Source organism: Streptomyces sp. AHU1, from assembly GCF_045343905.1.
GTDB lineage: Bacteria > Actinomycetota > Actinomycetes > Streptomycetales > Streptomycetaceae > Streptomyces > Streptomyces triticiradicis.
The window spans coordinates 8,311,029-8,324,474 of sequence record NZ_CP174283.1; the positions used below are offsets into that span (position 1 = coordinate 8,311,029).

A 13,446-nucleotide genomic window follows, 5' to 3' on the forward strand; every position below is an offset into this window, starting at 1 on the left:
CCCATGCCGAACGCATCCCGTCCACCCCTGCCCGACGACCCCGCGGCGGGCGGGCGGCCGCTGACCGCGGGAGTGGCGATGCTGGCCACCGCGGTCGCCGTGGTCGGCGTCCTCGTCGGTGGTCTGCTGACGGCCGTGGCCCTCACCGGACACGTCTTCGGCGCGTGGCGCTCCCCGGAGTCGCTGACTCCGGGACTGATCGGCGCGGGCATGCTCGGCACCGCGCCCGGCCTGTTCGCGGTGAACCGGGTCCGTGCCTGGCACGAGGCCCGCTCGCTCGTCCACCCCCTGGCCGTGGTCCTGGCCGGGCTGTTCACCGTGAGCCTGCTCGACGCGGGGCACCTGTACATCGCGCGGGGCGGCTCCGTCGTCCCGGTGCTGTTCAGCCTCGGCTGGCTCTTCGTGCTCGGCACGCTGTGCGTGTGCGCCCTGATCGCGCTGGCCCGGCAGTACCTCACCCCCGCCCGGCCGCCCGGCCCGCGCGGCGCGCCGCTGCCCGCATGGTCGAAACCGGCGTTGGCCGTGCTCGGTTCGGCGTGGCTCGGCATCGGCACGGGGCTGCTGGTGCGGCCCGGCTTCTGGGCCGGCTTCGTGCCGTGGAGCGTCAGCCGCCTCGACGCCCAGGCGCTCGGGGTGTGGGCGCTGGCCCTCGGCGTCGGTGTCCTCGCCGCACTGGCCGAGGACGACCTCGGACGCACCGGCCCGGCCCTGATCGCCCTGCCGGGTACGGGTGCCGCCGTGACCGTCGTGCTGGCCTGCCGGGCCTCCGCCGTCGACTGGTCCTCCGGTCCGGCCCTGTGCCTCGTCGCCATGGTGGCCGGGCTCCTGCTGGCCGGCCTCAGCGGGCGCGCCCTGCTGGCGAGGTCCCTGGCCGCGGAGCCCCGGAGCTGAAGTCCGGAGTCGCCAACTCCTCTCACCAGATCTCACCAGATGAGATTTTGACGCTTTGTCGCTTTTCCGTGCGGATCGTGTCGGCTCCCGGGGGAGCGGGGACGGGAGCCTCGCTGCCGACTTCCGGAAGCGTCGTCCACGTCATCTGTTCCGGACGGAGGCAGGGCGGCGGTCCGCGCCCGGACGGCAGGATGCGAGGCGTTGACCGACGAGAGAACGTGGCTGGGAGTGGTACGGGTATGTACCGGTGGCGTCGTCCTCCGCCCGCCCAGGAGACAGAGCTGACGGCGTACCTGCGGAGCACGGTGTGGGGGCCCGCCGAGTTCGTCGGATGGCCGCCCCGGTGGCTGGTGGGGGAGGGGCTCCTCACCGGGGCGCTCGGGGCCGGGTCGATCGTGTGCGCCGGGGTCGTCGGCGACCGGACCGGGACGCCCGTACTGGCCAGTGGCGAGGCGGGACTCGTGTGCGCCGGAATCCTCGTCCTGCACCTGGTCCTCCTGCGGGCGGGGCGGGCGCTGGTGGGCATCGTCGCGGCCCTCGGCGTCTGTCTCGCCCTCCAGGCCCCGCAGGCCGCGGCGGAGGTGGTACCGGTGGGCGGAGGGCGGGCGGCGGCCCCCCTGGCCGCCCCGTCCGTCGAGGGCGGCGGACGGGAGGGCGCGGGCCGCGTCCGCCGCCCCTGCCCGTCGGCCACCCGGGACGGCGCGCCGACCGGGGCCCGCGTCCGGCGGGGCTGCGGGCGGACCGCCCGGCCGGGGGACGCGCTCGCCGTCGTCCACGGCCCCGAGGGGCGGACGCCGTCACGCGCCCTGGCCGCGGGGGCGGTGACGACGGGGCCGCTGCGCGGTCTGGCCGGCCTGGCCGCGGCCCTCCTCACCGGATGCGTGCTCGCGGTCGTCCGTTCCCACCGCCTCACCCCGTCCGCCTCCACCGCGTGATGCCGGACGGCGGTCACCGCCGTCCGGCAGCCGCGGATCGCCGGTGGTCACCGCGGGCCCCCGCCCGGCGCGCTCACAGCGGGAGGATCACCAGGGCCGTGTCGTCGGTGACGCCACCGGGCGGGAGCAGGTCCGACAGCAGTGCGTCGGCGAGGGCCTCGGGCTCGGCCTCCCGGTGGTGGGTCAGCGCGGCGGCGAGGCGTTCGAGACCCACGTCGATGTCCTCGGCCCGGCGTTCGACCAGACCGTCGGTGTACAGGACCAGGGTGTCGCCCGAGGCGAAGCCCGTGGCGGCCTCGGGGCGGTCCACGTGCTCGGGCCGGGCTCCCAGCGGAGGGTCGGTCGCCCCGTCCAGGAACTCCACCCTCCCGTCGCCGCGCAGGAGGGCCGGCGGGAGGTGCCCGGCGCTGCTGTACGTGATGGTGCGGGTCTCCCAGTCGATCCAGGCCGTCACCGCCGTGGTGGATTCGGCGCCCTCGACGGAACGCGCGTACAGCCCGAGCACCTCGAGCGCCCGGGCCGGACCGTCGGCGGCCCGGGACGCGGCACTGAGGGCACTGCGCAACTGGCCCATGACGCAGGCCGCGGACAGACCATGGCCCACGACGTCCCCCACCGCCACGGCCATCCGGTCGCCGCTCAGCGCCACCAGGTCGTACCAGTCCCCGCACACGTTCAGCGAACTCGTGGCCGGCCGGTAGCGCACGGCGGCGTGGTGCGTCCCCACCTGTTCCGGCGAGGGCAGCAGCGCGTCCTGGAGGGCGACGGCGACCTCCCGTTCATGGGCGTGGGCGCGCCGCAGGCGCTCGTTGAGCTCCTGCAGTTCCCGGGCCCGGGTGTACAACTCGGCCTCCAGCAGCGGCGTCCGGTCGTCCCGCGCGAGCCCGCCACGGGCGCGGATGAATTCGGTGACCTCCTCCACCCGGTGGACCACCAGGACCACGGCGCCGTTCTCGTCGAGCACGGGCACGTTGACCGGGCTCCAGTACCGCTCCTCCCAGACACCCGGCCGGTCCAGGGACTCCACGTCGTAACGCTGCAGGGCCATGGAGTCGCGCTCCCCGGATTCCACCACCCGGCGCAGGGAGGCCTCCAGGTTCCGCATCCCGGTGGAGGCGGGATCACCCGGCCGGTCGGGGAAGACGTCGAACAGGTAGCGGCCGACCAACTGCTCCCGGGAGCGGCCGGAGTTGCTCAGGTAGTCCTCGTTCGCGTCCACGAAGACCATCTCCGGGGTGAGCAGGGCGACCATGCCGGGCAGGGCTCTGAAGACACCGGCGAAGTCGATCTCCGCTCCCGTCACCTGTCCACCCGCCTCACGCCGCTGTCCTGGCCGTGCCCACGGTGGAAGCGGCGGAGCACCCTGCCCTGTCCCACGGACCCGGGCATGACCGGGCCCCCGGTCCAGGGCGCACCCGTGGTGCAGTGTTCCCATCAGGCCACCGGCCCGCGCCCGGCGCAACCGCAGAGGCGCGCGGTACGCCCGGCGGTCTCCGGTCCGCCCGGGGCGAGCGGGCCCTCGGGCGTTCACCGAAGCGTCCTGGGCCAGTTGCTCCATACGGGGTCACTGTGAATTCGGAAGACGGTTGAACACAACGCGACCCGTGTGCGTATAGGGCCGGGGGGATTTCCATGCCGAGCCGACCACGACGCGTAGGAGCACCACCTTGGGACGCAACACGCGCAGACGCCCCACGGGCGCACGCCGCGCGACCTCTGCAGCTTTCGCACTGATATTGGGCGGAGGCGGACTCGTAGGAGTCAACGTCTACGCATCGGCGACCGAGACGGGGGCGGGCACCGACGCGCGCGTCCTGTCCGCCGGCTCCGCCACCATCGACTGCCCCGACGTGGGCGAACAGTTGAAGACGGTCCCGGAGGCCGCGAAGGAGGATGTCGACAAGGAACTGGCCGTTCTGGACCAGCAGATCGCCGAGGCCTACCAGCAACTCCAGGCCAGGGCCGACCAGATGCAGCAGAACGGCGACAGCGGCGCCGACGCCGTCATGAACCCGCTGAAGGAGAAGCGGTCCGAGTCGATCGGCCGCATCGTGGCCGCCATCGACGCCGCGGGCGACCCGCCGGGCGGACTCGACGGGTTCGAGGCCTGCACGCTGCGCCCCTCCGGCAATCAGCCCGGCACCGGGGCGGACGCGGGCCAGAGCACCGCGCCGCAGGACCAGGGCGGCCAGCAGAACGGCGCGTCGCAGAACGCGAGCGCCCCGCCCCAGAACCAGGGCGGCCAGCAGGGCGGCGCCGCCCCGGCTGGCAACGGCCCCGTGGCCGCCGACTACGCGGACATCAAGTCCGTCCAGCCCAACGTGGCGAAGCCGCAGCCCCAGGCCGACGCCTCCCAGGGCGAGTTCGTCTCCAGCTGCGGGGTGAACGCGAACGGCCTGTTCAACTCGGACAACGTGATCGTGGCTCCCGGCGTCACCAACGGCGCCCACCACTTCCACGACTACATCGGCAACCAGTCCAACACCGCGTTCGCCAGTGACGACGACCTGACCAAGGCCGACACCTCCTGCCAGGACAAGGGCGACAAGTCCTCGTACTACTGGCCCGTGGTGCGCCTCCAGAACGGGAAGCAGGAACGCGACGCGGGCGCCCCCGGTGGCGGGACCGAGGGCAACGCCGGTCAGATCGTCACGCCCGAGCAGGTCACGCTGACCTTCGTCGGCAACCCGCGCAGCAAGGTCACGGCCATGCCCCGGCTGCTGCGCATCATCACCGGTGACGCCAAGGCGTTCGTCAACGGACCCGCGAACGCCAACGCCTCCTGGAGCTGCACCGGTTTCGAGGACCGGCAGCTGAAGGACAAGTACCCCCTCTGCCCGCAGGGCAGCGACGTGGTGCGCACCTTCAAGTTCCAGAGCTGCTGGGACGGCGCCAACATCGACAGCGCCAACCACCGCACCCACGTGGCCTTCGCGGACGCCCAGGGCAACTGCCCGAACAACTTCAAGGCCATTCCGCAGCTGGTGCAGCGCATCGTCTACGACATCGACGCGCCGAGCCTGCAGGACGGCGGCCGTACGTCACCGCTGTTCGCGGTCGACTCCTTCCCCGAGAACCTCCACAAGCCGATCACCGACCACGGCGACTTCATCAACGTCTTCGACGAAGGCCTCATGAAGGACGTGGTCGACTGCATCAACAGCGGCAAGAAGTGCGGCGCGGGTGCGGGCGGCGGTGGCGGTAACGACAACGGCAACGGCGGCGGTAACGACAACGGTGGCGGCAACGGCGGCGGGCAGCAGGAGGACCCTCCGGCCACCGACGAGCCGTCGCAGAGCGCCGAGCCGAACCCCTCGGAAGCGGCCCCCGAGCCGTCCGAGGCGGACCCGAACCCCTCCGAGAACCCCTCCGAGGAGCCGGCGCCCACCGCGGACGACCCGGCCGACGGCAAGGGCGGATCGGGCTCCGGTGACAACGGCGGCAACGCCGGCGACGGCGACAACGGTGGCGGGCAGACCGCCGAGCCCACCGAGGAAGCGCCGGCCACCGAGCCCGCGGGCGAGGACGCGCCTCCCGTCACGGTGGAGCCCAAGTCCGATGTGACGTCCTCGGCAAAGGAGACGTCGGGTGCCGACCAGGGCGCCGAGGTGGGGACGCCCGCGCAGACGCAGCCGCCGGCCGAGTCCTACCCGCCGGCCACTTCGGGGATCGAGCCGCAGGCCGTCGGGTCCGGCGGGCTCGCCGAGACCGGGGCGAACCTGTGGCCGGGCGTGATCGGCGGGGTGTGCGTGCTCGCCGGTGCCTTCGTGCTCTACCGGATGCGTCGCGCCTACAGGTGACACGGACCGGCGAGGACGGGCGACTCCTGACGGACGAGCCCTGACGGACGAGTTCCGAAAAAGGTGTCGAGGGGGCTCGTGGCCTGTGTGGACAGGGCACGAGCCCCCTCGGGCATGTTCCGGGCGGCCGTCTCGACCGGCGGTGTGCGCCGATCCACAGCATGCTGGGGGGAGACGCGATCATGTCGTCCACATTGGGGAAGGCGAAGCTCCATGGACGCATCAGAGCAGGCACCGGATGACCGGCCCCTCGACCTGTACCTCGAAATGCTCCGCCTGCGTATGGCTCCGGCGGACTACGCGCTCTTGCTGCGCATGGTCGAGCCCGTACTCGAAGCGATCAGGGAGGAGAGAGTGGGAGCGATCGAGCTGTGTCTCGACGGCGCGGAACCCGAGAGCGTCCCGCAGGAGGTCCGCGACGAGGCGTCCCTGGTGGTCGCCGTGGCCGTCACGGGACGTCTGGACAACCGGATCGTCGAGCTGGAGACGGAGGAGATCGGTGTCGTCCGGGTCGTCACGGATTCGGGTACGGCCGATGACCCGGAGCGATGCAGGGAGATCGCCGACTTCATCGGGGAGCGCCACCGGCAGGACGAGGAACTGCGGGGCATCGCCGAAGCGAGCGGTCTGCCCACCGACGTGTGACACCCTCGCAGGAGCGCCCCGGCCGGTCCCGCGCGACCGTGAACCGGCCGGTCATGGTTCTGGGCCCGGAAAAGATGACGTAGAGTTGTGTTCACCGACGCGGGGTGGAGCAGCTCGGTAGCTCGCTGGGCTCATAACCCAGAGGTCGCAGGTTCAAATCCTGTCCCCGCTACTCGAAGACGGAGGGGCCGGCATCACATGCCGGCCCCTCCGTCGTATGTGCGTACAGGACCGCCCGGACCCGTGCGCCGTCGGAACGTACGAGTGTGCTCATTCGGCGGAGGACGGGCGCCCGGTCCCGCCACAATCACCCCATGACGAAGATCGAAACAGCCGCGGAGCGCGTGGTGGCGGCCGCCCGCGCCCGCGGCGGCCGAGGAATGGTGCTGATCGCGGTCGACGGCATGGGCGGTTCGGGCAAGTCGACCCTGGCGGCGGCCGCGGCCAGGCTCGGTGACGCCGTGGTCGTGCACGGAGACGACTTCTACCGTCCCATGGACGCGGACGAACGCGCCGCGCTGACCCCCGCCCAGGGCTACGACCGCTACTTCGACTGGCAGCGGCTGCGCGACGAGGTCCTCACCCCGCTCGCCACCGGCCACGACGCGTACTACCGGCGCTACGACTGGCCGAGCGGATCCCTGGTGACGGACGAGGTGCGTACCGTCGTCTGCGCCGGCATCGTCCTCGTCGAGGGTGTCTACAGCGCCCGGCCCGAACTCGCCGACCACTACGACCTGGTCGTCTACGTCGACACCCCGCCCGACGAATCCATGCGCCGGCTCCGCGCCCGCGGCGACGACCACGGCCCCCTCGACTGGGAGGCCCGTTGGCGGCTGGCCGAGGAGCACTACCTGAACACGACCCGGCCCCGGGAGAGGGCGGATCTCGTGGTCCCCGGGCACTGACGGGGGGCAGACGGCCGGCTTTCGGACCGCACGAAAAAGCACCGCCTCCGGTCGTTCGACCGGAGGCGGTGCCTGTGGAGCGCCGGGCAGGCCTTGCACCTGCATTTCCCCGCAGGAAGCGGGGCGTCTTTCCTTGGACCACCAACGCCTGGCTCGTCACCGGTGTTCGGTGCGGGCTCTGGGCCGAGCATATCAGCTGTTCAGCGGACCCTGTGCCGGTGTGCCGGTCACACGGCGTTCAGGCCGTGCGAGGCGAAGACGGAACGGGCTTCGGCTATCTGGGCGGCGCTCGGGACAGGGGTGTCGGCGAGGGTGAAGTCCATGCCGAGACCCGCCCACTTGTCGGAGCCGAGCTTGTGGAAGGGCAGGATGTCGACACGGGTGACGTTGCCCAGGGACGCCGTGAAAGCGGCGACTCCCGCCACGTTCTCCGGGGCGTCGGTCAGACCCGGGACCAGGACGAAGCGGACCCAGACCTCCTTGCCGAGGTCGGCCAGGCGGCGGGCGAACACGAGGGTCGGCTCCAACTGGCGGCTGGTGAGGCGCACATAGAGCTCGCGGTCCCAGGACTTGATGTCCAGGAGGACCAGGTCGACGCTGTCCAGGAAGGAGTCGGTGGCGCGGGCGCCGAGGAAGCCGGAGGTGTCCAGGGCGGTGTGCAGGCCCAGGTCGTCGTGGCAGCGGCGCAGGATCTCGCCGACGAAGTCCGGCTGGAGCATCGGTTCGCCTCCGCTGACGGTGAAGCCGCCGCCCGCGGCGCGGATGAACTGCACGTACCTGGCCGCCTCCGTGACGACCTCGTCGGTCGTGGTCCGCTTGCCGTTGCTCATCCGCAGGGTGTCGGGATTGTGGCAGTACAGACAGGCCAGCGGGCAGCCGGCGACGAAGACGACGAAACGGGTGCCGGGACCGTCGACACCGGTGGACAGGTCCCAGGAGTGCACCGACCCGGTGACCGGACCGCTGCCGCGCCGGGGTACGGCCTCCTCGACCGGCCTGTCGGGGCCGCCGGCGAGGATGGGCGGGAGAGCGTTTCCCGGCTGGATCAGGGACATGGCGAAGCCTCCTGACGTCATGGCGATTCCCGGGGAGCGCGGCGGGCGGTCCGCGCTCCCCGGGAGGCCGGCGGCTACAGCGACCCGTGGAAGGTACGGCCCAGCACGTCGAGCTGCTGCTCACGTGTCAGCCGTACGAAGTTGACCGCGTAACCGCTGACCCGGACGGTCAGCTGCGGGTACTTCTCCGGATGCTCCATCGCGTCCATCAGCGTGTCCCGGTTGAGCACGTTGACGTTCATGTGGAAGCCCTGGGAGGTGACGAAGCCGTCCAGGACTCCGGCCAGGTTGCGGATCCGGTCCTCGGGGGTGCGTCCCAGCGCGTCGGGGGTGATCGTGTTCGTGAGCGAGACCCCGTCCTCCGCCTGCTCGTAGGGCAGCTTGGCCACCGACAGCGCGCTGGCGACGTAACCGTGGGTGTCACGGCCGTTCATCGGGTTGGCGCCCGGAGAGAACGGCTCGCCCGCCCGGCGGCCGTCGGGGGTGTTGCCGGTCTTCTTCCCGTACACCACGTTGGAGGTGATGGTGAGCACCGACTGGGTGTGCTCGGCACCCCGGTAGGTGGGGTGCCTGCGCACCTTGCGCATGAACTCCTCGACCAGCCACACCGCGATGGCGTCGGGCCGCTCGTCGTTGTTGCCGTACGCCGGGTACGCACCCTCGACGCGGAAGTCCACGGCCAGCCCGGTCTTGTCCCGTACCGGCGTCACCTGGGCGTACTTGATCGCCGACAGCGAGTCCGCGGCGACCGAGAGCCCGGCGATGCCGCACGCCATGGTGCGCCGGATGTCACGGTCGTGGAGCGCCATCTCCAGCCGCTCGTAGGCGTACTTGTCGTGCATGTAGTGGATGACGTTGAGGGCGTGGACGTACGTCTCGGCCAGCCACTCCATCTGCAGGTCGAGCCGGCCCAGCACCTCGTCGTAGTCCAGCACCTCGCCGGTGACCGCCCCGGTGTTCGGGCCGACCTGGGCGCCGGACAGCTCGTCCCGGCCGCCGTTGATGGCGTACAGCAGCGTCTTGGCGAGGTTGACCCGGGCGCCGAAGAACTGCATCTGCTTGCCGACCTCCATCGCCGAGACGCAGCAGGCGATGGCGGTGTCGTCGCCGAAGCGCGGGCGCATCAGTTCGTCCGACTCGTACTGCAGGCTGGAGGTGTCGATCGAGACCTGCGCGCAGAACTCCTTGAAGCCCTGCGGAAGCGCCGGAGACCAGAACACCGTCATGTTCGGCTCGGGCGCGGGACCCAGGTTGTACAGGGTCTGCAGGTAGCGGAAGGAGGTCCGGGTGACCAGGGTGCGGCCGTCCGAGCCGATGCCTCCGATGGACTCCGTGACCCAGGTCGGGTCTCCGGAGAACAGCTCGTCGTACTCCGGGGTGCGCAGGAACCGCACGATCCGCAGTTTGATGATGAAGTCGTCGACGATCTCCTGCGCCGCGCTCTCGTCGAGCATCCCGGCGTCGACGTCCCGCTGGAGGTAGACGTCGATGAACGTGGAGGTGCGGCCGAGCGACATCGCCGCGCCGTTCTGCTCCTTCACCGCCGCGAGGTAGGCGAAGTACAGCCACTGCACGGCCTCCCGGCCACTGCTCGCCGGACCCGAGATGTCGTACCCGTAGGAGGCGGCCATCTCCTTCAGCTCGCCGAGCGCCCTGATCTGCTCGGAGATCTCCTCGCGTTCGCGGATCACCTCCTCCAGGCGTGAGGCGTCGCGGGGCATGGCGTCCAGGTCGGCCTTCTCCTCCTGCTTGGCCGCGATCAGCCGGTCCACGCCGTACAGCGGGACGCGGCGGTAGTCGCCGATGATGCGGCCCCGGCCGTAGGCGTCGGGCAGGCCGGTGACGACGCCCGCCTTCCTGGCGGCCCGGATGTCCGGGGTGTACGCGTCGAACACCCCGGCGTTGTGGGTCTTGCGGTACCGGGTGAAGACCTTCTCCAGTTCGGACGAGACGGGGTAGCCGTACGTCTTGAGCGCCCCGGCCACCATCCGCCAGCCGCCGTAGGGCATGATCGCCCGCTTCAGCGGGGCGTCGGTCTGGAGGCCGACGATCAGCTCCCGGTCCTGGTCGATGTAGCCCGGTGGGTGGGCGGTGATGGTGGACGGGACGTCGTACGACACGTCCAGGACGCCCTTGGCGCGCTCCTCGGGGAACAGAACGGTGATCTTCTTCCACACGGCCGTGGTGCGCTCGGTGGGACCGGCCAGGAAGGAGCTGTCACCTTCGTACGGGGTGTAGTTCTGCTGGATGAAGTCCCGTACGTTGATCTCGTCCCGCCACAGACCTCCCCGGAAGCCGTCCCAGGCGCTGCGGACGGGCCGCTGCTGCTGCGTGGTCATCGGTGCCTGACTCCTTCTCGGTCGATCGGGATCCCGCCGTTCGGACGGGTGGTCACACCGGGTCGCCGTAGTAGGCGCGGCGCATCAGTTCCTGCATGTCGGCCAGCATCGGCAGCCTCGGGTTGGCGGGCGCGCACTGGTCCTCGTAGGCGTTCATGGCCTGTTCGGGCAGGGCTTCCAGGAACGCCGCCTCGTCGACCCCGGCGTCCTTGAACGACCGCGGGATGCCGACCTTCTCGCGCAGTTCCTCGATCGCGTGGGCCAGGGACTCCACACCCTCCTCGGGGGTGTCGGCGGCCAGGCCCAGCATCCGGGCGATGTCCTGGTAGCGCTCGGGGGCGATGTAGCTGTGGTACTTCGGCCAGCTGGTGACCTTGGTGGGCGCCGATCCGTTGTAGCGGACCACGTGCGGCAGCAGCAGCGCGTTGGTGCGGCCGTGGGCGACGTGGAAGGTCGCGCCCAGGGTGTGCGCCATGGCGTGGACCACGCCGAGGAAGGCGGAGCCGAAGGCCATGCCGGCGATCGTGCCGGCGTTGTGCATCTTGCCCCGCGCGACCGGGTTGGCCGCGCCCTCGTTGACGGCCTTCTCCAGGTTGTCGAAGATCAGCCTGATGCCCTGCAGCGCCAGTCCGTCGGTGAAGTCGTTGGCGTACACCGAGACGTAGGTCTCCAGGCAGTGGGTCAGCGCGTCGAATCCCGAGTCGGCGGCGACGGCCCGGGGCAGGTCCAGGGTCAGCGCCGGGTCGCAGATCGCCACGCTCGGGGTCAGCGCGTAGTCGGCCAGCGGGTACTTCTGGCCGGTGGCGGTGTCGGTGATCACCGCGAAGGGGGTCACCTCGCTGCCGGTGCCGGAGGTGGTCGGGATGCACACCAGCCTGGCCTTCTCCCCCAGGTCGGGGAAGGTGAAGGCACGCTTGCGGATGTCGAAGAACTTCTCCTTCAGGTCCGCGAACTCCAGTTCCGGGTGCTCGTACATCAGCCACATCACCTTGGCCGCGTCCATCGGCGAGCCGCCGCCGAGCGCGATGATGGTGTCCGGCTCGAAGTGGCGCATCATCTCGGCGCCCTTCTGCACGGTGTCCAGGCTCGGGTTGGGCTCGACGTTGTCGATCACCCGGATCTCGGGGGCCTCGCTGCGGCGGTTCAGGACGTTGCGGATCCGCTCCAGGTGCCCGATCTCCACCATCGTCTTGTCGGTGACGACGACGAACTTGCGGGAGCCGCGCACATCGGCCAGGTACTTGATGGAATCGCGCTCGAAGTAGATCTTCGGCGGCACCTTGAACCACTGCATGTTGTTGTTCCGCCGCCCGATGCGCTTGATGTTGATCAGGTTGAGCGCGGTGACGTTGCCGGAGACCGAGTTGCTGCCGTACGAGCCGCAGCCCAGGGTCAGCGACGGCATGAAGGCGTTGTAGACGTCACCGATCCCGCCCTGCGAGGTGGGCGCGTTCCAGATCACCCGGCAGGCCTTGACCGCGTGACCGTACTCCTCGGCGAAGGCCGCGTCCTCGGTGTGCACGGCGGCCGAGTGGCCCAGACCGTTGAACTCCACCATCTCGGTGGCCAGCCGCACTCCGTCGGTCCGCCCGTCCACCGTCAGCACGGCGAGGACCGGGCAGAGCTTCTCCCTGGTCAGCGGCTCCTCGACACCGACCTCGGCGGCCTCGACCAGGATCACCGAGGTCTCCTTGGGCACCTCGAAGCCGGCACCCTCGGCGATGGCGACGGCGGTCTGCCCGACGATGTCCGCGTTCAGCTGGGCGCCCGCGCAGTCGCGTCCGCCCTGCTGCTCGGCGCCGACACCGAACAGGTACGACTCCAGCAGGGCCTTCTCGTGTTCGTTGGCCGTGTACGCCTTGAGCTTGCGGAACTCGGCGATCGCCTCGTCACGTATCTCCCGGTCGAGGATCACGGCCTGCTCGGAGGCGCACACCATGCCGCAGTCGAAGGTCTTGGACAGGACCACGTCGTTGACCGCACGCCGTACCTGGGCGCTCTTCTCGATGTAGGCGGGCACGTTGCCGGCCCCGACGCCCAGCGCGGGCTTGCCGCAGCTGTAGGCGGCCCGGACCATCGCGTTGCCGCCGGTGGCCAGGATCGACGCCACTCCGGGGTGGTTCATCAGCGCGCTGGTGGCCTCCTTGGAAGGCCGGTCGATCCACTGCACGCAGTGGGCCGGGGCACCCGCCTTCACCGCCGCGTCCCGGACGATCCTGGCGGCCTCGGCGGAGCAGTTCTGCGCGGCCGGGTGGAAGCCGAAGATGATCGGGTTGCGGGTCTTCAGCGCCATCAGCGACTTGAAGATGGTGGTGGACGTGGGGTTGGTGACGGGAGTGACGCCCGCGATCACCCCGACCGGCTCGGCGATCTCCGTGATCCCGTCGATGTCGTCGCGGCGGATCACGCCGACGGTCTTCACGCCCTTCATCGAGTGGGTGATGTTCTCGCAGGCGAAGATGTTCTTGACGGCCTTGTCCTCGAAGACGCCGCGCTTCGTCTCCTCGACCGCCATCATGGCGAGCCGGGTGTGTTCGGCGAGCGCGGCCAGACTGGCCTTCTTCACGATGTGGTCGATCTGTTCCTGGGTGTAGTCTGCGTACTCCTCGAGCGCCTCCAGGCCGCGTGCGACCAGTTCGTCCACGTCCTGCTCGACCCCGGGGGGCTGGGACCGGGCGCTGGAACCGGCGGCTGAGCCGGCCCCGGAGGAGTGCTGGCCGTCCTTCTTCTTGCGGCTGGTCATCGGATCACCCTTCGTTCGCGGTGCGCCCGACATAGCCGGGCTTCAGCGGCTCCGGATTACCTCCAGCCTTGCACCGCGCACCGGATCCCGCAGCCGGGCAGGTCGCCGCCTCCGGGCCGTTCCCCGCACG

Annotated in this window: 9 protein-coding genes and 1 tRNA gene; 6 read left to right on the top strand and 4 right to left on the bottom strand. The window is 70.8% G+C overall.

All coding sequences use genetic code 11. The features are described from left to right. The first annotated feature begins 3 nt into the window (after positions 1-3). The gene (locus ACICHK_RS36685) at positions 4-891 is read left to right on the top strand and encodes a hypothetical protein (protein ID WP_406840311.1); all 888 of its coding nucleotides are present in this window, start codon (positions 4-6) and stop codon (positions 889-891) included. Positions 892-1,130: 239 nt separating this feature from the next. Next, on the top strand, positions 1,131-1,826 hold the full coding sequence (locus ACICHK_RS36690; protein ID WP_406840312.1) for a hypothetical protein: 696 nt from the start codon (positions 1,131-1,133) through the stop codon (positions 1,824-1,826). Between the two features lie 73 nt (positions 1,827-1,899). On the opposite strand, the gene ACICHK_RS36695 is transcribed toward ACICHK_RS36690, so the two are convergent. Next, positions 1,900-3,129 carry a PP2C family protein-serine/threonine phosphatase gene (locus tag ACICHK_RS36695; protein WP_406840313.1) on the bottom strand — a complete coding sequence of 410 codons (1,230 nt, stop codon included), beginning with the start codon at positions 3,127-3,129 and terminating at the stop codon, positions 1,900-1,902. A 364-nt stretch (positions 3,130-3,493) separates the two neighbouring features. On the opposite strand from ACICHK_RS36695, the gene ACICHK_RS36700 reads away from it, so the two are divergent. The 4 genes from ACICHK_RS36700 to ACICHK_RS36715 all read left to right on the top strand — a co-directional run bounded on the left by ACICHK_RS36700 (position 3,494) and on the right by ACICHK_RS36715 (position 7,179). Next, complete coding sequence (locus ACICHK_RS36700) at positions 3,494-5,626, top strand: DUF1996 domain-containing protein (protein ID WP_406840314.1); 2,133 nt, start codon at positions 3,494-3,496, stop codon at positions 5,624-5,626. A gap of 213 nt (positions 5,627-5,839) precedes the next feature. Then, positions 5,840-6,271, top strand: coding sequence for a hypothetical protein (locus ACICHK_RS36705; protein ID WP_103553805.1), 432 nt, complete (start codon positions 5,840-5,842; stop codon positions 6,269-6,271). A gap of 98 nt (positions 6,272-6,369) precedes the next feature. Continuing rightward, positions 6,370-6,443 (top strand) — tRNA-Met (locus ACICHK_RS36710). 142 nt (positions 6,444-6,585) lie between these two features. Next, complete coding sequence (locus ACICHK_RS36715) at positions 6,586-7,179, top strand: uridine kinase (RefSeq protein WP_192582578.1); 594 nt, start codon at positions 6,586-6,588, stop codon at positions 7,177-7,179. Positions 7,180-7,406: 227 nt separating this feature from the next. Here ACICHK_RS36715 and pflA read toward each other — a convergent pair whose 3' ends face one another. From pflA to adhE, 3 genes are all read right to left on the bottom strand, one after another. Beyond that, complete coding sequence (gene pflA / locus ACICHK_RS36720) at positions 7,407-8,234, bottom strand: pyruvate formate-lyase-activating protein (protein WP_406840315.1); 828 nt, start codon at positions 8,232-8,234, stop codon at positions 7,407-7,409. A gap of 74 nt (positions 8,235-8,308) precedes the next feature. Continuing rightward, a complete protein-coding gene (pflB, locus tag ACICHK_RS36725) occupies positions 8,309-10,573 on the bottom strand; it encodes a formate C-acetyltransferase (protein WP_406840316.1) in 2,265 nt (754 codons plus the stop codon). Between the two features lie 52 nt (positions 10,574-10,625). Further along, the gene (gene adhE, locus ACICHK_RS36730) at positions 10,626-13,316 is read right to left on the bottom strand and encodes a bifunctional acetaldehyde-CoA/alcohol dehydrogenase (RefSeq protein ID WP_406840317.1); all 2,691 of its coding nucleotides are present in this window, start codon (positions 13,314-13,316) and stop codon (positions 10,626-10,628) included. Between the last annotated feature and the right edge of the window lie 130 nt (positions 13,317-13,446).